The sequence below is a fragment of the Pseudomonas sp. NFX71 genome (assembly GCF_048079215.1).
GTDB lineage: Bacteria > Pseudomonadota > Gammaproteobacteria > Pseudomonadales > Pseudomonadaceae > Aquipseudomonas > Aquipseudomonas fluorescens_B.
On record NZ_CP182230.1, the window covers coordinates 6568467 to 6588329 of the forward strand.

Annotated in this window: 16 protein-coding genes; 9 read left to right on the forward strand and 7 right to left on the reverse strand. The window is 61.8% G+C overall.

Annotated elements, in window-relative coordinates; translation table 11 throughout:
• Nucleotides 1-2: 2 nt before the first annotated feature.
• Nucleotides 3-1250: a cytosine deaminase gene (gene codA, locus ACM1ZW_RS30630; protein WP_017339728.1), complete on the forward strand. Its 1248-nt coding sequence runs from the start codon at nucleotides 3-5 to the stop codon at nucleotides 1248-1250.
• Nucleotides 1251-1379: 129 nt separating this feature from the next.
• Here codA and ACM1ZW_RS30635 read toward each other — a convergent pair whose 3' ends face one another.
• Nucleotides 1380-2372, reverse strand: a complete 993-nt coding sequence (locus ACM1ZW_RS30635; protein ID WP_017339729.1) for a diaminopimelate epimerase — start codon at nucleotides 2370-2372, stop codon at nucleotides 1380-1382.
• Nucleotides 2373-2537: 165 nt separating this feature from the next.
• Here ACM1ZW_RS30635 and ACM1ZW_RS30640 point away from each other — a divergent pair, with 165 nt between their 5' ends.
• Nucleotides 2538-3689 carry an MFS transporter gene (locus tag ACM1ZW_RS30640; RefSeq protein ID WP_017339730.1) on the forward strand — a complete coding sequence of 384 codons (1152 nt, stop codon included), beginning with the start codon at nucleotides 2538-2540 and terminating at the stop codon, nucleotides 3687-3689.
• A 130-nt stretch (nucleotides 3690-3819) separates the two neighbouring features.
• Here ACM1ZW_RS30640 and ACM1ZW_RS30645 read toward each other — a convergent pair whose 3' ends face one another.
• The 3 genes from ACM1ZW_RS30645 to ACM1ZW_RS30655 form a co-directional block, all read right to left on the reverse strand.
• Nucleotides 3820-6258: a TonB-dependent siderophore receptor gene (locus tag ACM1ZW_RS30645; protein ID WP_017339731.1), complete on the reverse strand. Its 2439-nt coding sequence runs from the start codon at nucleotides 6256-6258 to the stop codon at nucleotides 3820-3822.
• Nucleotides 6259-6355: 97 nt separating this feature from the next.
• Entirely contained in the window at nucleotides 6356-7339 is a 984-nt protein-coding gene (locus tag ACM1ZW_RS30650) for a FecR family protein (protein WP_416740863.1), read from the reverse strand.
• A 148-nt stretch (nucleotides 7340-7487) separates the two neighbouring features.
• The gene (locus ACM1ZW_RS30655; RefSeq protein WP_017339733.1) at nucleotides 7488-7988 is read right to left on the reverse strand and encodes a sigma-70 family RNA polymerase sigma factor; all 501 of its coding nucleotides are present in this window, start codon (nucleotides 7986-7988) and stop codon (nucleotides 7488-7490) included.
• A 204-nt stretch (nucleotides 7989-8192) separates the two neighbouring features.
• Between ACM1ZW_RS30655 and tynA the strand changes: the two genes are divergently transcribed.
• Nucleotides 8193-10481: a primary-amine oxidase gene (tynA, locus tag ACM1ZW_RS30660; RefSeq protein ID WP_414878004.1), complete on the forward strand. Its 2289-nt coding sequence runs from the start codon at nucleotides 8193-8195 to the stop codon at nucleotides 10479-10481.
• 69 nt (nucleotides 10482-10550) lie between these two features.
• Here the strand turns inward: tynA and feaR are convergent, their stop codons facing one another.
• From feaR to paaY, 3 genes are all read right to left on the reverse strand, one after another.
• Entirely contained in the window at nucleotides 10551-11465 is a 915-nt protein-coding gene (feaR, locus tag ACM1ZW_RS30665) for a transcriptional regulator FeaR (RefSeq protein ID WP_017339735.1), read from the reverse strand.
• An 86-nt stretch (nucleotides 11466-11551) separates the two neighbouring features.
• Nucleotides 11552-12475: a phenylacetic acid degradation operon negative regulatory protein PaaX gene (gene paaX, locus ACM1ZW_RS30670; RefSeq protein WP_017339736.1), complete on the reverse strand. Its 924-nt coding sequence runs from the start codon at nucleotides 12473-12475 to the stop codon at nucleotides 11552-11554.
• A 154-nt stretch (nucleotides 12476-12629) separates the two neighbouring features.
• A complete protein-coding gene (paaY, locus tag ACM1ZW_RS30675; protein WP_017339737.1) occupies nucleotides 12630-13226 on the reverse strand; it encodes a phenylacetic acid degradation protein PaaY in 597 nt (198 codons plus the stop codon).
• A 351-nt stretch (nucleotides 13227-13577) separates the two neighbouring features.
• Between paaY and paaF the strand changes: the two genes are divergently transcribed.
• The 6 genes from paaF to paaK all read left to right on the forward strand — a co-directional run bounded on the left by paaF (nucleotide 13578) and on the right by paaK (nucleotide 19783).
• On the forward strand, nucleotides 13578-14351 hold the full coding sequence (gene paaF / locus ACM1ZW_RS30680; protein ID WP_414878005.1) for a 2,3-dehydroadipyl-CoA hydratase PaaF: 774 nt from the start codon (nucleotides 13578-13580) through the stop codon (nucleotides 14349-14351).
• A 48-nt stretch (nucleotides 14352-14399) separates the two neighbouring features.
• On the forward strand, nucleotides 14400-15191 hold the full coding sequence (paaG, locus tag ACM1ZW_RS30685; RefSeq protein WP_017339739.1) for a 2-(1,2-epoxy-1,2-dihydrophenyl)acetyl-CoA isomerase PaaG: 792 nt from the start codon (nucleotides 14400-14402) through the stop codon (nucleotides 15189-15191).
• A gap of 3 nt (nucleotides 15192-15194) precedes the next feature.
• Nucleotides 15195-16712, forward strand: coding sequence for a 3-hydroxyacyl-CoA dehydrogenase PaaH (gene paaH, locus ACM1ZW_RS30690; RefSeq protein ID WP_416739947.1), 1518 nt, complete (start codon nucleotides 15195-15197; stop codon nucleotides 16710-16712).
• A complete protein-coding gene (gene paaI / locus ACM1ZW_RS30695; protein WP_017339741.1) occupies nucleotides 16705-17154 on the forward strand; it encodes a hydroxyphenylacetyl-CoA thioesterase PaaI in 450 nt (149 codons plus the stop codon). The genes paaH and paaI overlap by 8 nt, the downstream gene beginning before the upstream one ends.
• On the forward strand, nucleotides 17147-18358 hold the full coding sequence (gene pcaF, locus ACM1ZW_RS30700; protein ID WP_414878007.1) for a 3-oxoadipyl-CoA thiolase: 1212 nt from the start codon (nucleotides 17147-17149) through the stop codon (nucleotides 18356-18358). Before paaI ends, pcaF begins: the two co-directional genes overlap by 8 nt.
• A 99-nt stretch (nucleotides 18359-18457) precedes the next feature.
• Nucleotides 18458-19783 (forward strand): phenylacetate--CoA ligase PaaK, encoded by a 1326-nt coding sequence (gene paaK, locus ACM1ZW_RS30705; protein WP_414883223.1) that lies wholly within the window; start codon nucleotides 18458-18460, stop codon nucleotides 19781-19783.
• Nucleotides 19784-19863: the final 80 nt, after the last annotated feature.

Consider the following 19863-nt stretch of genomic DNA (forward strand, 5'->3'; position numbering starts at 1 on the left):
TGATGCACATCATCAACGCCCGCCTGCGCAACCAAGAAGGCCTGCATGAATTGCACCTGGAAAACGGCCTGATCAGCAACATTGCCCGTCAGACCGAAGCGCCGACCCTGGGCCCCGATGACCTGGACGCCGGCGGCAACCTGGTGGTGCCGCCCTTCGTCGAACCGCACATCCACCTCGACGCCACGCTGACTGCCGGCGAACCGCGCTGGAACATGAGCGGCACGCTGTTCGAAGGCATCGAATGCTGGGGCGAGCGCAAGGTCACGATCACCGAAGAGGACACCAAGACCCGGGCCAAGAAAACCATCCAGACCCTCGCCGCCCACGGCATCCAGCATGTGCGCACCCACGTCGACGTGACCGACCCGCAGCTCACCGCGCTGAAGGCGATGCTCGAAGTGCGCGAGGAAAGTCGGCACTTGGTCGACATGCAAATCGTCGCGTTCCCGCAGGAAGGCATCGAGTCGTACCGCAACGGTCGCGAACTGATGGAAGAAGCGATCCGCATGGGCGCGGACGTGGTCGGCGGGATTCCGCATTTCGAATACACCCGCGACCAGGGCGTGAGCTCGGTGAAATTCCTCATGGACCTGGCTGAGCGCACAGGTTGCCTGGTGGATGTGCATTGCGATGAAACCGACGACCCTCATTCGCGCTTCCTCGAAGTGCTGGCAGAGGAAGCCCGCAGCCGCGACATGGGTTCGCGGGTCACGGCCAGCCACACCACGGCCATGGGTTCTTACGACAACGCTTACTGCGCCAAACTGTTTCGCCTGCTCGGGCATTCGGGGATCAGTTTTGTTTCCTGCCCGACCGAAAGCATTCACCTGCAAGGACGCTTCGACAACTTTCCGAAACGCCGCGGCGTGACCCGGGTGAACGAGTTGCTCGAAGCGGGGATGAACGTGTGTTTCGGCCAGGACTCGATCGTCGATCCCTGGTATCCGCTGGGCAACGGCAACATCCTTCGGGTGCTCGAAGCGGGTCTGCACATCTGTCACATGCTGGGGTATCGCAACCTGCAAAGCGCGCTGGACCTGGTGACCGACAACAGCGCCAAGGCCATGGCGTTGGGTGAGCGTTATGGACTGGAGCGCGGACGGCCGGCGAATTTGCTGATTTTGTCGGCGGACAGCGATTACGAGGTGATCCGCAGTCAGGGATTGCCGCTGTATTCGGTTCGTGGCGGGAAGGTATTGATGAAGCGGCAGATGCCGGTGGTGGAGTTTTTTGGCGAGCAACCCTGAATTTTGCTTCGACAGTAATGGCGCCTTCGCGAGCAAGCCCGCTCTCACATTTGATCTTCAGTGGACATAAATTATGTGTCGGACAGAGATCTAATGTGTGTGGGCTTGCTCGCGAAGGCGCCCCTGAGATCACCGCATCAACCGCGCCGTACCGAACAGGCTGACCCGACTCAATTCACCGCCCATTTCCTCCAGCAAAATCGGCGCCGTACCACCGGGCATCGCCACGCTCACCTCACCCGCCGCCACCCAGCCCACCCGCCACGCCGCACACGCTACTGCGCTCGCACTGGTGCCGGACGACGCGGTCGGGCCTTCCCCGCGTTCAAACACTCGAGCGACAACTCGCCCTTCTGACGCCCGCATCGCCCATTGCAAATTGATACCCGCCGGGCACGGCCGCCCTGCTCCCGTCGGCATGGCGTAGGCAATTTGCGTCAAGCCTTCGGACAATCTCCCCTCGCGCATCTGCTCATTGGACGGCAATGCCTGCGCGTCCTCCACAAGCGTCACGCAGTGCGGATTGCCGACCCGCACGAACTGGCTGCGGGACCACGCCGGCTCCAGTGCCGACAGCGGTTGAACCTGGCTGAGTTCACGACCGTTCATTGTCACCCCTTCAACCCCGTGCGCACTGACCGCCTCAGGCCCGAACGCCGGTTTGCCCAGGTCCAGCCAGAAACCCTGAACGCCCTCGACCTGCGCGGCGCTCACCGACGTTTCACCCGGTGAAGGCGTATCGGCCTTGTCGTGATGAACCCTGAGCACACAGGCTTCGCGGTCCGGAAAAAGCCCTTGGTCGCTGAGCGCCTGAGAGAAAATCGTCAACCCGTTGCCACTGCGCTCAGCCAATGTGCCGTCGGTGTTGACGATCAACAGATCGAACGGCGGCGCTGATTGAAACGGCCCCACCAGTAGCCCATCGCAGCGATGGTCCTTGCTGCCGGCCGGTTGCGTGCCCGGCGCCCAGGCGCAGAATGCCTCGATGGCCGACTTCGCCCATGCCGCGCGGGTTTGCGCCGCCAGACCGGCCTGTTCCGGTAAATCGATCCCTTCGCGACGCACCGCGTCAGGCGCCACTACCGCATAGATGTTGCCTCGAGCATCGTAGAACGGCGTCATGACGCCTCCCGTATAACCATCGCAGGCGTGCAACATATCGCGAAACCGAGACAAGCTGTGCAAGGATGTCACCCTGCCTGAACGCGTAACCGTCCGGACGCTGATCGAACCTCACCGGTGAGTCACTGTCCCTTGGGGACGCGACGTTTTTTGCCAAGGATCGATATGACCAACCTCAACACCCAGACCACCTTCGTGCCCGGACGCCTGGAACAAATGTCCACGCGCGTGGCTTTTTTCATCGCCGGGTTCGGGATTGCCGCGTGGGCGCCGCTGGTGCCTTACGCCAAGGCGCGGGCCGGGCTGGATGAAGGAACCCTCGGCCTGCTGTTGTTGTGCCTGGGGGTGGGCTCGATTCTGGCGATGCCGATGGCCGGGATTCTGGCCACGCGCTTCGGCTGCCGGCGGGTGGCGGTCGGTGGCACCCTGTTGATCTGTGCGGCGCTGCCGCTGCTGGCGACGGTGTCGTCGATTCCGGCGCTGATCGCCGCGTTGTTCATGTTCGGCGCGGGCCTGGGCACGGTGGATTCGACGGTGAACCTGCAAGCGGTGATCGTCGAACGGGCCAGCGGCAAGACCATGATGTCGGGTTTCCATGGGCTGTTCAGCCTGGGCGGGATTGTCGGTGCGGCGGGCGTCAGCGCCTTGCTCGGCTTCGGGGTTTCGCCGCTGGGGGCGATGCTGGTGGTGGTCGTGCTGCTGCTGATCGCGCTGTGCAAAGCCGCGCCGCACATGTTGCCGTATGGCAGTGAACGTTCGGGGCCGGCGTTTGCCGTTCCCCACGGCATCGTGCTGTTCATCGGCGGAATGTGCTTCATCGTGTTCCTCGCCGAAGGCGCGGCGCTCGACTGGAGCGCAGTATTCCTGACGCAGGAACGCGGGATCGACACGGCGTACGCAGGCTTGGGCTACGCCGCATTTGCGTTGACCATGACCGTGGGCCGGTTGACCGGAGACGCGATTGTCCACCGCCTTGGTGCGACACGGGTGATCGTGTTGGGTGGGCTGACGGCCGCCGGCGGCCTGTTTCTCGCGACATTCGCACCGAGCTGGGAGCTGGCGCTGGTGGGTTATGCACTGCTGGGGGCTGGCTGTTCGAACATCGTGCCAGTGCTGTACACCGCCGTGGGCAAACAGACGGTGATGCCGGAAAGCGTGGCAGTGCCGGCCATTACAACACTGGGTTATGCGGGAATTCTGGCAGGGCCTGCGGTGATCGGGTTCATCGCCCACGGCAGCAGCTTGAGTTTTGCCTTCGGGTTGATGGCGCTGTTGCTGGTGGCCGTCGCTATCGGCGGGAAAGTGTTGAAGGTCTGAAAAGCACTGCGATTAATTGTGGCGAGGGAGCTTGCTCCCGCCGGAGTGCGAAGCGGCCCCGAAAAATGGGACTGCTGCACAGTCCAGCGGGAGCAAGCTCCCTCGCCACAGGTTAATCATCGCTCGTGCATTAAAAGCCGACGCTTGCCTGCACAAAGAACGTGCGTGGCGCGCCGACGTACATGCCCGAGTTGTTGTCGCTGGAGCGGGTGAAGTACTGCTTGTCGAAAATGTTTTTCACCCCGGCACCGACCTTCAGGTTCGACAGTTGCGCGCCAAAGTCATAACCGCCCCGCACGTTCCAGGTGACGTAACCCGGAATGTCGCCGTACTGGCCGTCGGCAGTGCCTTCGGTGATGTAGTTGTTGGTGAAGCTGCCATTGGCATTCACCGCTACGCCCGGCGAACGCTGTCTGGACTGGGCAAACGCATCGAGGTTATAGGTCCAGCGGTCGATGTCGTAGCGCAGGCCGGCAGTCGCAACCTGGCGCGAATAGAACGGCAGGTCGCGGCCCTTGAAGCCGGGAATCTCGCCTTCATAAACGGCGCGGGTGTAGGTGATCCCGGCGTTGGCGGTCAGGCCGTCGAGCCGTGGGTCCAGTGCCGCCATGTCGTAGTGAACCGAAGCCTCGATGCCCTGGTGCGTGGTTGCGCCGAGGTTGGTCCAGCCTGCGTCGTTGCTGATGTACTGCAACTCTTTATCGAAGTCGATGTAGAACAGCGTCACTTCGCCGCCCCACACGTCATCGTTGTAACGCGTGCCGACCTCGTAGGTCTTGGCCTTCTCCGGCTCCAGGCCATTGGCGGGTTCGTCACCCGTGCCGCCCTGGCCGAGCTGGAAATACTGCAGGCTGCCAAACGAGGTTTCGTAGTTGGCGAACAGCTTCCAGGCATCGGAGAGGTGATACATCACGCTCAAGGCCGGCAGCGGCTCGTTGCTTTCGATGCTGCGATTCTTTTCCTGCACGCGCTTGCCGGCGGTGTCGAGCACGGGGCGATCGTGCCAGTCGGTGCTGATGTGTTCGAAACGGATACCGGGCGTGATCGTCCAGTTGCCGACGTCGATTTTGTTATCGATGTACACCGAGTTGGCTTCAGTGCCGCCGGTGCGGTCCTGATAGACATGGCCGTCCGAGGCCTTGGTCACGACCGGCTCGTTGTTGACCAGCGCCAGACGACTGGCCTCTTCGTGCATGGCTTCCTTGAGGTAGCGATAACCGACGCTGACTTCCTGGGTGGTCGGGCCGACGTCGAACACATGGGACACCCGCGGTTCGATGCCGAGGGTGTAGTAAGTGCGCGGGAACGAGCCAAGGGTTTTCTGATCGCGGGCGGCGATGTTGCTGCCACGGAAGCTGTCGGAGTAGTAGGTCAACACTTCGGCCTGGGTGCGGTCATCGATCTGCCGCGTCCACTTGAAGGAAATGTCCTTGCGACGTCCGCTGAAGTTGTCGTTGTTGCGGTCGGACTGAAACGGATTGGCATCGTATTGCGCCTGGGTCAGGCCGCCGGGCATGTCGGCGCTGGCGTCGTAGTAATGCAGGTTGAGGCTGAAATCGTCGACATCGGTCGGTGCCCAATGGGTCTTGAGAATCACGTCGTCGATGTCGTTGCCCTGGTTGCGCTCACGGTAACCGTTGCCGTTCACGCCCGAGTACAACAGCGCCACGCCGATGCCGTTGTCCGCCGTTCCGCCGACGAACGCCGTATCGATGTGTTTCCAGCCACCGTGTCGGGAGGTTTCCAGGGTAGTGCCGATTTCGGCGGAAGCTTTTTCCGGGATGGCGCGGGTCACGAAGTTGATCACACCGCCGACGTTTTGCGGCCCGTAGCGCACGGAACCGGCGCCGCGAACCACGTCGATGCTTTCAAGGTTGCCCGAGGAGATCGGCGCCATGGACAGCTGCGGCTGGCCGTAAGGGGCAAACGCTGCCGGCACGCCGTCGATCAGCACCGTGGAGCGTGGCGACAGGCGCGACGTCAGGCCCCGTACGCCGACGTTCAGGGAAATGTCGCTGCCGCCGGTGCCGTTGGCTTCCTGCACTTGCACACCGGGCACACGCTTGAGCACGTCACCGACGTTCATCGCACCCTGCTCGACCATGGCTTCGCGGCGGATCACCGTACGCGCGCCGGGGTGGTTTTGCACCACGGCGGCATCGGCGTCGCCGAGCCAGTCGCCGACCACCTTGATGTCGGTCACGCCCAGTTCCAGCGGGCCGTTGGCGGCGGGAGTCGACGCCTGGGTCAGGGTCACCGCCCCCTCGTCGATCTGATACTCGAGGCCGCTGCCTTGCAACAACTGGCGCAAGGCCTGTTCCGGCGAGAGGTTGCCATCCACCGCCGGGGCTTGCTTACCGGCGACCAGTTCAGGACTGAAAAAAACCTGCAACGAGGTTTGCTGGCCGAGTTCACTGAGCGCCTGACCCAAGGGTTGCGCCGGAATGTGAATGGCATCGGCGGCAAAGGCCTGAGGCAGCGCAACGTTGACCGCCAGCGCAAGGGCCAGCGGCAACCAAGGACGTTTGTTGTTTCGAGCAGCGTTGTTTTTAGCGGTGTTTTTTTTCACGTCGAACCTAGCCCTGTGGATCGCAAGAGTATGCGTTTGTTAATGCAAACCAGTTGCAGTTAGGCTAGAAGACGATGAACTCGAAAAAAACCTGAATTTATTGTGAAATTATTTCCTGACTGCCGTCATCGAGGGTGCGCACGGATACCGGCAGGATGTTCGGCAAGGCCTTGAGCAGCGCGTCGGTATTGTCGGACTTGAACACACTGGTCAGGCGCAGATTGCCGACTTTGTCGTTGCCGACGGTGAGGGGTTTCTCCCGATAGCGCGACACTTCCTCAGCCACTTCGGCAAGGCTGGCGTTGTTGAACACCAGTTTGCCGCTGCGCCAGGCGGTCAGTTCCGCCGGGTTAACGGCATACGCCGCCGCGACGGTGCCCTGGGCGTCGACACGTGTACCGAGGCCGGCAGTGAGGCTGATGAATTCATTGTCGGGCGCACCGCGCCCCTGAACCTTGACCGTACCTTGCTCCACCACGACCCGGGTGTCGCTGACGCCGCGACGCACATCGAAGCGGGTCCCGGTGACCGTGACTTTGCCGCTGCCCGCCTCGACCACGAACGGCCGATCGCTGTCGTGCGCGACGCTGAACATCGCCTCGCCTTCCATCAGCTCAATGTCTCGATGGCCTTTTTCATAGCGCACTTGAAGGCGGCTGCGGCTGTTCAGATCGATCACCGAACCGTCCGGCAACGCCACCTGGCGACGTTCGCCCAGGGCCGTCGAAAACTCGGCGGTGTAAGACGTGGGTTGATTCAAGCCGCTGAACAGTCCCAGGCCGAGCGCCACGGCCAGTACACTGGCCGCCACGGCATAACGCACCAGCGGATGACGTTTGCGGCGCACCGGCGGGGTTTCGCACAAGGCTTGCAGTCGCGCACGTGGCACCAGGTCTGCGGCGGTCCACAGGCCCTGAAGCAATTGAAATTCATCGCGGTGCTGAGAGTGCTCGTTCAGCCAAAGCTCAAAACGTCGACGCTCTTCGACATCGACGGCCGGTTCCTGCAAACGCACAAACCACTGCGCCGCCTCATCGCGAACCGTTGTTTGCCCGCACGCACAATCACGAGTATCCATTATGGAAGTTCCTGTTTGGCTGGGGGTGAGAAGGCGCGGCGCCTTTGTTTCGTGCAGGAGCTGGCGAAGGCTGCGATCTTTTGGCGGTGTTGAAATCGCCGAACATCAAAGGATCGCAGGCTTCGCCAGCTCCTGCAAAAGCCAACGCACATCATGATTGCAGTCCGTCGAGGCGGTCGCGCAGATGCCGCAGGGTGCGGATCATATACTTTTCCACCATGTTCTTGGACAGTCCCAGGCGTTCGGCGATTTCGGCCTGGGTCAGGCCTTCGATCTTCTGCCAGACAAACACCTTGCGACAATTGACCGGCAGCTCGGCCAGCGCCCGTTCGATGCAATCAGCCAATTGGATCGCCTGCATGAAATGCTCCGGGTCGCCGGACGACGACACACTGTGATCGATCGCCTCCGACTCCATGGCACCCCGTCGATCCTCACGCCGATAACCATCCACCGCGATATTGCGCGCAGTCTGGTGCAAATACGCCCGAGGCTGCGCCACCACCGCCGAATCCGACTCAAGCAACCGCACGAAGGTGTCGTGGGCCAGATCCTCGGCCTGCTGTCGATTTCTCAGGCGACGGGTCCAGGTGCCAACCAACTCTTCGTAATGCTCGAAAAAGCCGTGTCTGCGGGGCAGCTTGGGGGACATTGCGGTGTGCTGTGGAGATGGGGCGTGAATAGTAATGCTTCCTATTAACTGGAAGCAATGGATTCCAATCCGAGGCAGATCAACGGGAAAGTTGATTTAGGCACGGAGCCAAAGGATTCTGGCAGGCATCCAAAAGAAGCCAGTCACTGGCTGTAGCAAAGTGTGCTAATGCCAGTCATCGGCTTTCGTCCAGGAACCCCAGACATGTTCACCTCCTTTGCCTCACTGAAAAGAAAACCCCTCGCCCGCCTCGCGCTGGCCATCAGCCTTGCCACGCTCGGCCTGCCGTGTTGGGTCAACCAGGCCAGTGCCCACGGTGGCGCCGCTGAAATGGTGCCGTTGCAATCGGGTCTTGAAGAGTTTGGCGCAACCGTCAAATGGGACGACTACGCCGATCTGTTCGTGATTGCCAAGGACGGCGTTTATCTCAAGGTCAAGCCGGGCAGCAAAGTGGCGGTGCTCAACGGTAAACGGATGGAGCTGAGCGTACCGGTGGTGTTCAAGGGCAAGATCGCCTTCATGTCCAAGGACTTTATCAATCAGGTGTTCCAGTCCGGTCTGGACAAGACGTTTGTCGTCGAGACACGCCCCAACCCGCTCAACCCGCTGAGCGCGGACGAGATCAAGACCGCTGTCGAGATCATCAGGCAATCGGAGCACTACAAACCCGGTTTCCGTTTCACCGAAGTCTCGGTCAACGAGCCGCCGAAGGAGCAGGTGTGGAATTTCGTCTACACCGGGCAGAACGTCGCCCAGCCGCGTCAGGCCAACATCGTGGTGCTCGACGGCAAGCATGTGATCGAGGGCCTGGTCGATCTCGACAGCAAGACGCTCAAGTCGTGGAAACCCGTCGAAGGCGCCCACGGCATGGTCCTGCTGGATGACTTCGCGACGGTGCAATCCGCCATCGAAGCGAGCCCCGACTATGCGCAGGCGCTGGCCAAACGCGGGATCACCGACGTGAAAAAGGTCGTGGCCACGCCGTTGACGGTCGGTTACTTCGACGGCAAGGACGGCCTGGCGCAGGACAAGCGGTTGCTGAAAATCGTCAGCTATCTGAATACCGGTGACGGTAACTACTGGGCGCACCCGATCGAGGGTCTGGTGGCGATTGTCGACCTGGAACAGAAGAAGCTGATCAAGATCGAAGACGACGCGGTCATTCCGGTGCCGATGAAACCCACGCCGTACGACGGGCGCGGGCGCAAGGGCACGTCGGTCAAGCCGCTGGAAATTACCGAGCCCGAGGGGAAAAACTACACCATCACCGGCAACAGCATTCACTGGCAGAACTGGGATTTCCACGTTCGCCTCGATTCCCGGGTCGGTCCGATCCTGTCCACGGTCACGTATGACGACAAGGGCAAGAAACGCAAAATCATGTACGAAGGTTCGCTCGGCGGCATGATCGTGCCCTACGGCGACCCCGATGGCGGGTGGTACTTCAAGGCCTATCTCGACTCGGGCGATTACGGCATGGGCACACTGACCTCGCCGATTGCGCGCGGCAAGGACGCGCCGGAAAACGCCGTGCTGCTGGACGCCACGATTGCCGACTACACCGGCGCACCCACCTCGATTCCCCGCGCCATGGCGGTGTTCGAGCGTTACGCCGGCCCGGAATACAAACACCAGGAAATGGGCCAGCCCAACCTCAGCACCGAACGGCGAGAACTGGTGGTGCGCTGGATCAGCACCGTCGGCAACTACGACTACATCTTCGACTGGGTTTTCCAGCAGAACGGCACCATCGGCATCGACGCCGGCGCCACCGGGATCGAAGCGGTCAAGGGTGTTAAATCGAAAACCATGCATGAAGCCACGGCCAAGGAAGACACGCGCTACGGCACGCTGCTGGACCACAACATCGTCGGCACCACGCACCAGCACATCTACAACTTCCGCCTCGACATGGACGTGGACGGTGAAAACAACTCACTGGTGGAAGTGAACCCGGTGGTGGCCCCGAACGACCGTGGCGGACCGCGGACCAGCACCATGCAGACCGAGCAACAAGTGGTCGGCACTGAACAGCAGGCCGCGCAGAAATTCGACCCCTCGACCGTTCGCCTGCTGACCAACTTCAGCAAGGAAAACAAAGTCGGCAACCCGGTTTCCTATCAGTTGATTCCGTATGCGGGCGGCACGCACCCGGTGGCCAAGGGTGCTAACTTCGGCAAGGATGAATGGCTCTATCACCGCCTGAGCTTCATGGACAAACAACTGTGGGTGACCCGCTACAACCCGGAAGAAAAGTACCCGGAAGGCAAATACCCGAACCGTTCGGACAAGGACGCGGGACTTGGGCAGTTCACCCACGACAATCAGTCCATCGAAAACGCCGATGATGTGGTCTGGTTGACCACCGGCACCACGCACATCGCCCGCGCGGAAGAATGGCCGATCATGCCGACCGAGTGGGTGCATGTGCTGTTGAAGCCGTGGAATTTCTTTGATGAGACGCCGACGTTGAACCTCAACGCGCCGAAGTAAGACACACACAACCCTGTGGGGGCGCGCTTGCTCGCTCCCACAGGAGTTAGGTGTTTATTCAATTGGATCTCAGGCGTGTTTTTTGCGGTATTCACCGGGCGAAATGCCGAACCGCGATTTGAACGCCGTGGAAAAGTAGCTCGAATCGGAAAAGCCCCACGAATACCCCAGCACCGACAACTTCTGCTCCGTACGCGATTGGCGCAGGGACTCCGCGCACAAATCCAGCCGACGATTCTTGATGTACCGCGCAACCACCAGGCCCTTCCTGGCGAACATCCGGTACAGCCCACGCGTCGACATGCCCACTTCTCGCGCCAGCCATTCGGGGCAAAGGTCTTCCGAGCGGATGTGCTCATCAATAAAGCCCAGGGTCTTGCGAAAGAGGCGCTCCTGCACATCCGTGCACGCTTCACTGTGGCTGATGGCCGGACGCAGCAGGCTGACAATCGCCTCCAGCGTCGCTTCGCTTTCTGCCCGGCTCAGGCATTGCTGGTGCGTGGCGTCCAGAATCAGACGGTGCGACAGCATCGCGATGGGCGATGTCGCGGCAATCCGGTGGCCGCACTTGACCTGACTGAAGCGCAGGGTTTGCTCGACCAGTTGCGAGGGAAGAATCAAGGACAACTGCCGCGAGTTTTCACTGTAGGTAAAGTCGCTGGGGCGCGAGGCGTCGATCAGCGTGATATCCCCGGCCGACAGCAACACCTTGCTGTCGCCCTGGGCCATACCGGCGGTGCCATCGAGCTGGAACACCGCAAAGTATTTGCCACCCTCGCCCGCCGCGACTTCCTGAGGCGTGCGGTACAGCCGAGCCTGGCGGGCATCGACAAAACTGAGCTTCAGCGCGCCGTCCTGGTGCTCGCGAATGTGTCCGGCAAACTCGTCACCCAGAGGCTGCGCGTTGAAGGCGCCACAGATCTGGTTGATCTGATGAATCCACTGATCGAAGCCATCACGGCGCTGTGCAATTGAAGAAATCATGTCGGGCCTCACGCAGGCTTGTTTTTATTATCTACGCCAATCCACGGGTTCTCCTGAACAGGGACGCTCCTTCGACAACAAGCGGGTTATTTAAGCCCGCCAAAACGCCGATAGAAGCTTTCGCCCACATCCGGCAACGGACCATCGGCGGTCTCCAGTGCGCTGTTCAACCATTCCTCGGCCTTGGCGTAGATCAGCCGGTAAATATTGCGGCACAACTGCCGGGCGGCGCGCCCTTCCCAATCGCCGGGCAACAATTCGTCCGGCAGCTGCGGGTCGCGCAACAGCAGTTTGCGGTACTCATGAATAAGCAGGACCCGTGCCAGGAAGCAGTCGGACGGCTGCAGGTTTTCCTGCTCGCGAAGCGCTTGCCAGAGCGGTCGGAACAGCTGGATGAACTCGCTGTAATGGGCCGCCAGCTCCTCGATGTTCCAGCTCTCGCGTACCTGCAGACGCAGGGCCTTGGAGGCCAGCACGTCTTGCGCGGTGGTTTCGAAAACGATGGTGTCTTCCTGGGCGCCAAGGTCGAGCAAGGTCGCGTTGACATCGGCCCGATCACTGCGCGGACAGGCCAGCACCGCCGGCGAGATCGCACCAAAACCTTGCCACTCCAGTTCTTCGCGCACTTGTTTGCGCTTGTCCTGGGTCAGTTGCGTGAGCATCACCAGGCACCACGAACCGTCCCATGCCGGAACGGTGGAGCTGTAGACGCGCTTGAAGGCCTTGTCGAAACGCCGGCGACCGGTGCCGGTCAGGCTGTAGTAGCTGCGACGCCCGACTTTCTCGGCGGTCAGCCAGCCTTCCTTGGTCAGGCGAAAAATCGAGGTGCGGATCAGCCGTTCGTTGATGCCGATGGGTTCGAGCAACTGAATCAGACTGCCCAGCCACACCGTGCCGCCGTGGGGTTCGATGGCATCCCCGTACAGCGTGATGATCAAGGAGCTGGCGCGGATCGGCGTCTGTTCCTGGAAGCGGGTAATCAGGTGGTTCAAGGGTGTCAGGGACGACATGGGCGTACCGAGCTGAAAAAAGAAAAGGAATATACCGAATGCGCCTCTCCCTGTGGGAGCGAGCCTGCTCGCGATTGCGCTGTGCCAGATAACAATGATGGTGACTGACACTCCGCAATCGCGAGCAGGCTCGCTCCCACAAGGGGATCAGCGTTCAAGAGACGCTGCCCTTGGGCCGCAGGCCGCTGTCGCTTATGCGCGGGCGGTCGGGTTCCGGTTCGGTCAGCGGCTCGCAGACGCGCATCTGCTCAAGGCAACGCCTGGCCAGTTGCTGATATTCGCGAGTACCCGCCTGTTTCCACGACACCTCTTCATCGCTGAGGCTGCGCTTGACACTGGCCGGCGCGCCCATGATCAGCGACTGCTCGGGGCATTCGAATCCCGCCTTGACGAACGCGGCCGCCGAGACGAATGAGCGAGCACCGATGCGCGCATTGTCCATCACCACCGCATTCATCCCCACCAGTGCATCTGCGCCAATCCGGCACCCGTGCAACACCGCGCCGTGACCAATGTGACCGTTGCGTTCGACCACGGTGTCGCTGTCCGGGAAACCGTGCATCACGCAGGTGTCCTGCAGATTGGCGCCCTCCTCCAGCACGATCCGGCCGAAGTCCCCGCGCAGGCTGGCCAGCGGCCCGACGTAGCACTGGGGACCGACAATCACATCACCGATCAAAACGGCTGACGGATGAACGTAAGCAGTGGGATCAACCACCGGGGTCAAGCCATCGAGGCTGTAGCAGGTCATGGGACGTTCCTTTTCATAAAGCGATGCAGATACTGGATCAGTTTGTATCACATCGCTTTTACCTTAACAAAGCACAAAAACCGTATCACTTATTAATCCCGCGATGCGAGGCGCTCCCGCACGCGCAAAAACCAAAGCTGAAGCCAATAAAAACGGCGACTTCAGCGAGTTTAGAATTTAATCAAAACCTTAACTGGCAAATCAAACCACCCCAAACAAGACACATTAATTAGACATTACTATTGCATTTGCGTATCACGTTGCGGGTATACTCGAGCAAAACCGGCCTACCGCGCCGATCCAATAATGAGCCGGCATTACAGCCGAGCGTGCACCGTGAGGGCATCCGCCATGCCTCTAACCCTTGCTGTCGAGATCATCGAGCCGGGCGTTCGCCTGATTACCCTGCAGCGTCCGCAAGCGCTGAATGCCCTGACCACCGAATTGCTCGGTGAACTGGCCGATGAACTGAGCACCGCCCAAGCCGATCCCGACACCCGCGTCGTGGTCCTGACCGGTAGCCGCAAGGCCTTCGCCGCTGGCGCCGACATCAAGGAAATGGCCGAGCGCGATCTGGTCGGCATCCTCGACGACCCGCGCCAGGCGTCGTGGCAAACCATCACCCGTTTCAACAAACCGCTGATCGCTGCCGTCAACGGCTTCGCCCTCGGCGGTGGCTGCGAACTGGCGATGCACGCCGACATCATCATTGCCGGTGAAGACGCCCGCTTCGGCCAGCCGGAAATCAACCTCGGGATCATGCCTGGCGCCGGTGGCACCCAGCGCCTGTTGCGCGCCGTGGGCAAATCCATGGCCATGCAGATGGTCCTGACCGGCGAACCGATCGATGCCCGCCAGGCCCAACGCGCCGGTCTGATCAGCGAAGTGACGCAACCGGAATTCACTGTCGAACGCGCCCTGCAGGTCGCCCGCAGCATCGCCGCAAAAGCGCCGCTGGCCGTGCGCCTGGCCAAGGAGGCGTTGCTCAAGGCCATGGACACCGACCTCGCCAGCGGCCTGCGTTTCGAACGCCACGCCTTCACCGTGCTCGCCGGCACCCGTGACCGCGACGAAGGCATTCGGGCCTTTCAGGAAAAACGCACACCGACTTTCACCGGGCAGTAACCCGGTCAGCCAATGAATTCGAACGACCTCTCAGAGAGCGCCAAGACCATGAACTTCGAACACATCCTGTTTTCCATCGAGGCCGGCGTCGCCCTGCTCAGCCTCAATCGGCCGGACCAGCTCAACAGCTTCAATGCGCAGATGCATGGCGAAGTGAAAGAAGCGCTGAAACAGGTCCGGCAGAACCCGGACGTGCGCGTCTTGCTGCTGACCGGTGAAGGTCGCGGCTTCTGCGCCGGCCAAGACCTCAGCGACCGCAATGTCGCGCCGGGCAGTGCCGTGCCGGATCTTGGCGAGTCGATCGAGAAGTTCTACAACCCGCTGATCCGCCAGTTGCGTGACTTGCCGCTGCCGGTGATCTGCGCGGTCAACGGCGTGGCGGCCGGGGCTGGCGCGAACATTCCGCTGGCGTGCGACCTGGTAGTGGCGGCGCGTTCGGCGAGCTTCATCCAGGCTTTCTGCAAGATCGGCTTGATCCCCGATTCCGGCGGTACCTGGACCCTGCCACGCCTGGTCGGCATGGCCCGCGCCAAGGCACTGGCCCTGCTGGGCAATCGCCTGACGGCGGAGCAGGCCGAGCAATGGGGGCTGATCTATCGCGTGGTCGACGATGCCGACCTGCGCCATGAAGCCCTGACGCTTGCCCGCCATCTGGCCACACAACCGACGTATGGGTTGGCGCTGATCAAGCGCAGCCTGAACGCCAGCCTGAGCAACACGTTCGACGAACAACTGGAGCTGGAAAAAGACCTGCAACGCTTGGCCGGGCGCAGCGAGGATTACCGTGAAGGCGTCAGCGCCTTCATGGAAAAACGCAGCCCAAGCTTCAAGGGGCGCTGAGTCATGACCGCACTGAACACCAACGCGCGCATCGCGGTGATCGGCGCCGGGGCCATGGGCGCAGGCATCGCTCAGGTCGCGGCACAGGCCGGTCATCCGGTGCTGTTGCTCGACAACCGTCCGGGCGCTGCCGCTCAGGCCATCGACGGCATTGACCGGCAACTGGTCAAGCGTGTCGAGAAAGGCAAGCTGTCGGACGAAGCACGGAAGGCAACGGTCTCGCGTTTAGAGGCGGTGGAAGCCATCGAAGCGCTGGCCGATTGCGAGCTGATCATCGAAGCCATCGTCGAAAACCTCGAGGTCAAGCGCGCTCTTTTTCGTCAGCTGGAAGGCATCTGCGGTGAGCACTGCATTCTGGCCAGCAACACTTCTTCGCTGTCGATCACCAGCATCGCTGCGCAGCTGAGTCATCCGCAACGCTTGCTAGGCCTGCACTTCTTCAACCCGGCGCCGGTCATGGCGCTGGTGGAAATTGTCTCGGGTCTGGCCAGCGACCCGGCGCTGGCCGAGTGTCTTTACGACACCGCCAACGCCTGGGGCAAGAAACCGGTACACACCCGCTCGACACCGGGCTTCATCGTCAACCGCGTCGCTCGCCCGTTCTACGCCGAAAGCCTGCGCCTGCTGCAGGAGGGCGTGGCCGATTGCGCGACGCTGGATGCGTTGATGCGCGAAGCCGGGGGCTTTGCGATGGGCGCGTTTGAACTGACTGATCTGATTGGCCATGACGTCAACTATGCCGTGACCTGTTCGGTGTTCGACGCCTATTACGGCGACACGCGATTCCTGCCGTCGTTGATTCAGAAGGAATTGGTGGAGGCCGGGCGTCTCGGTCGCAAAAGCGGTCATGGTTTCTACAACTATGCCGAAGGTGCGGAGCGTCCACTGCCGACATTCATCAGCAGCAAACAGACCGTCGCAACCTGCACGGCCGAAGGTGATCTGGGCATCGCCAACGCGCTGATCCAGCGATTGCGCAAACACCGGATCGACGTCATTCAGCGCGATGGACAAGGCTTGCTGCGAGTCGGTGATGCCGTGCTCGCATTGAGCGACGGGCGCATGGCCGGTCAGCGCGCCAAAGAAGATGGCTTGCGCAATCTGATCCTGCTCGACCTCGTAGCCGACTTCGGCCAGTCGACTCGAATAGCGATCAGTTGCTCGGCCGGCATCAGCCCCGATGCGCTCGAACACGGCGTTGCGCTGCTGCAACAGGCCGGATTCACCGTCAGCTTACTCAGCGACAGCCCGGCACTCGCCGTCTTGCGCACCGTCGCGATGCTCGCCAATGAAGCCGCCGACGCCGTGCTGCAAGGCGTGGCCTCGGCCGCCGACATCGATCTGGCGATGCGCGCCGGGGTCAATTACCCGCAAGGCCCGCTGGCCTGGGCCGATGCCATCGGCCCTGCGCACATCCTCAACGTGCTGGAAAACCTGCAAGCCAGTTACGGCGAAGAACGCTATCGACCGTCGCTGCTGTTGCGCCGCCGCGTTGCCGAAGGGAGGACTTTCCATGACTAACCATGAAGCGATGAATCTGGCCAGCACCTGCGCGCAAACGCTGTTCAAGCGCGACACCGCCAGCCAGGCGATGGGCATGCGCCTGCTCTCGACCGCTCCGGGTTGCGCCCGCGTCGGCATGAGCGTGCGCGCCGACATGATTCAAGGCCACGGCACCTGCCACGGCGGCTACCTGTTCGCCCTCGCCGACTCGGCGTTCGCCTTTGCCTGCAACAGCTACAACGAAGCCACGGTGGCCATCGGTTGCAGCATCGACTACATCGCCCCGGCACGCTTGGGCGACACCTTGACCGCCGATTGCACCGAGCAAAGCCGCTCCGGTCGCACCGGCAACTACGACGTGCGCATTGAAAACCAACTGGGCCAGCTGATTGCCCTGTTCCATGGCAAATCCTACAAAGTGCGCGGCACAGTGCTCGCGCAGGAGACCCCGAATGAATGACGCCTTGATCATCGATGCGGTGCGGACCCCGATCGGCCGCTATGCCGGCGCCTTGAGCGGCGTGCGCGCCGACGACCTCGGCGCGGTGCCGTTGCGTGAATTGCTGCGCCGTCACCCGCAGGTCGACTGGAACGCGGTCGACGATGTGATCTACGGCTGCGCCAACCAGGCCGGCGAAGACAACCGCAACGTCGCGCGCATGTCGGCGCTGCTGGCCGGACTGCCGGTCAGCGTGCCGGGCACCACACTCAACCGTTTGTGCGGTTCCGGGCTGGATGCGATCGGCACGGCGGCGCGGGCGATTCGTTGCGGCGAGGCCGGGCTGATGCTGGTCGGCGGCGTCGAATCGATGTCCCGCGCACCGTTGGTGATGGGCAAGGCCGAGCAGGCGTTCTCCCGGGACGCGCAGCTCTACGACACCACCATCGGCTGGCGCTTCGTCAATCCGCTGATGAAAAAAGCCTACGGCATCGACTCGATGCCGGAGACCGCCGAGAACGTCGCCGAGCAGTTCAACATCTCCCGCGCCGACCAGGACGCTTTCGCCCTGCGCAGCCAGCAGCGTGCCAGCGCGGCACAGGCCAGCGGGCGTCTGGCCAGGGAAATCGTCGCAGTCGAGATCCCCCAGCGCAAAGGCCCGGCCAAAGTCGTCGAGCACGACGAACACCCGCGCGGCGACACCACGCTTGAGCAACTGCAGAAGCTCGGCACACCGTTTCGTGAAGGGGGCAGCGTCACTGCCGGCAACGCCTCCGGGGTCAATGACGGCGCCTGTGCACTGTTGCTCGCCAGTCCGGAAATCGCCAAGCGCCATGGTTTGAAAGCACGTGGCAGGGTCGTCGCCATGGCCACTGCCGGCGTCGAACCGCGAATCATGGGCATCGGCCCGCTGCCGGCCACGCGCAAGGTGCTGGAACTGGCCAACCTGAGCCTGGCGGACATGGACGTGATCGAACTCAACGAAGCCTTCGCCGCGCAAGGCCTGGCGGTGCTGCGTGAGCTCGGCCTGAGCGACACCGATCCGCGGGTCAACCCGAACGGCGGCGCGATTGCCCTCGGCCATCCGTTGGGCATGAGCGGCGCACGCCTGGTGACCACCGCCCTGCACGAACTGGAAGAACGTCAAGGCCGCTACGCCTTGTGCACCATGTGCATCGGCGTCGGCCAGGGCATCGCGCTGATCATCGAGCGTCTGTCCGACTAAAGAATCGCGATTCCCGGGGAGCCGAGAGGTATCCTTGGGGCATGCACTCAAAGCCCGGCTGAGGCCGGGCTGGAACACAAAAATAATTCGAGTGAAGTTATGAACATGCCAATTGCCAAAGCCGTGCTTGATCCAGTGCTGGACCCGATTGAAACCGCCAGCATCGACGAACTCCGTCAGCTCCAGCTGGACCGCCTGCGCTGGAGCCTGAACCACGCCTACAACAATGTGCCGCTGTATCGGCAACGCTTCGATGCGCTGGGCGTACACCCGGATGACATCAAATGCCTGGAGGATCTGGCGAAGTTTCCGTTCACCACCAAATCCGACCTGCGCGACAACTACCCCTACGGCATGTTCGCCGTGCCGATGCACGACGTGGTGCGCCTGCACGCGTCCAGCGGCACCACGGGCAAACCGACCGTCGTCGGTTATACCCAGAACGACATCGACACCTGGGCCAACGTAGTCGCTCGATCGATCCGCGCAGCGGGTGGCCGACGGGGCGACAAAGTGCATATTTCCTATGGCTACGGCCTGTTCACGGGCGGCCTCGGCGCGCACTACGGTGCCGAACGCCTGGGCTGCACGGTGATTCCGATGTCCGGTGGCCAGACTGAAAAGCAAGTGCAACTGATCAAGGATTTCCAGCCGGACATCATCATGGTCACCCCGTCCTACATGCTCAACATCGCCGATGAAATCGAGCGCCAGGGCATCGACCCGCACAAACTGGCCCTGCGCCTGGGCATCTTCGGCGCCGAACCCTGGACCGGCGAACTGCGCAGCGCCATCGAAAACCGTTTGGGCATTACCGCACTGGACATCTACGGCCTCTCGGAAATCATGGGGCCGGGTGTCGCCATGGAGTGCGCGGAATCCAAGGACGGGCCGACGATCTGGGAAGACCACTTCTACCCGGAAATCATCGACCCGGTCACCGGTGAAGTGCTGCCGGACGGGCAGATGGGCGAGCTCGTGTTCACGTCGCTGAGCAAAGAAGCCCTGCCGATGATCCGCTATCGCACCCGCGACCTGACGCGCTTGCTGCCGGGGACTGCGCGGCCGATGCGGCGGATCGACAAGATCACCGGGCGCAGCGATGACATGTTGATCATTCGCGGGGTGAACGTGTTCCCGACGCAGATCGAAGAGCAGGTGCTGAAAACCAAACAGCTTTCAGAGTGTTACGAGATTCACCTGTATCGCAATGGGAACCTGGACAGCGTTGATGTGCATGTCGAGCTCAAGGCTGAACACCAGCACCTGAACGATGAACAGCAGAAGGCTGTTTGTGGCGAGTTGAGTCGGCATATCAAGACGTATATCGGGATCAGTTCGCGGATCGTCTTGCAGCCGATGCATTCGATCAAGCGCTCTGAGGGCAAGGCTTGTCACGTGATGGACAAGCGCCCGAAGGCATGACTGCTGCACCCTTTTTGGCCCCGCTTTTGCGGGGCTTTTTTTTGGGTGTACTCGGGCTCTGTGGGAGCTGGCTTGCCAGC

Coding starts and splice junctions, on each gene's coding strand:
- codA (WP_017339728.1), top strand. CDS start 3: ATGCACATCATCAACGCCCGCCTGCGCAACCAAGAAGGCCTGCATGAA.
- ACM1ZW_RS30635 (WP_017339729.1), bottom strand. CDS start 2,372: ATGACGCCGTTCTACGATGCTCGAGGCAACATCTATGCGGTAGTGGCG.
- ACM1ZW_RS30640 (WP_017339730.1), top strand. CDS start 2,538: ATGACCAACCTCAACACCCAGACCACCTTCGTGCCCGGACGCCTGGAA.
- ACM1ZW_RS30655 (WP_017339733.1), bottom strand. CDS start 7,988: ATGTCCCCCAAGCTGCCCCGCAGACACGGCTTTTTCGAGCATTACGAA.
- tynA (WP_414878004.1), top strand. CDS start 8,193: ATGTTCACCTCCTTTGCCTCACTGAAAAGAAAACCCCTCGCCCGCCTC.
- feaR (WP_017339735.1), bottom strand. CDS start 11,465: ATGATTTCTTCAATTGCACAGCGCCGTGATGGCTTCGATCAGTGGATT.
- paaX (WP_017339736.1), bottom strand. CDS start 12,475: ATGTCGTCCCTGACACCCTTGAACCACCTGATTACCCGCTTCCAGGAA.
- paaY (WP_017339737.1), bottom strand. CDS start 13,226: ATGACCTGCTACAGCCTCGATGGCTTGACCCCGGTGGTTGATCCCACT.
- paaF (WP_414878005.1), top strand. CDS start 13,578: ATGCCTCTAACCCTTGCTGTCGAGATCATCGAGCCGGGCGTTCGCCTG.
- paaG (WP_017339739.1), top strand. CDS start 14,400: ATGAACTTCGAACACATCCTGTTTTCCATCGAGGCCGGCGTCGCCCTG.
- paaH (WP_416739947.1), top strand. CDS start 15,195: ATGACCGCACTGAACACCAACGCGCGCATCGCGGTGATCGGCGCCGGG.
- paaI (WP_017339741.1), top strand. CDS start 16,705: ATGACTAACCATGAAGCGATGAATCTGGCCAGCACCTGCGCGCAAACG.
- pcaF (WP_414878007.1), top strand. CDS start 17,147: ATGAATGACGCCTTGATCATCGATGCGGTGCGGACCCCGATCGGCCGC.
- paaK (WP_414883223.1), top strand. CDS start 18,458: ATGAACATGCCAATTGCCAAAGCCGTGCTTGATCCAGTGCTGGACCCG.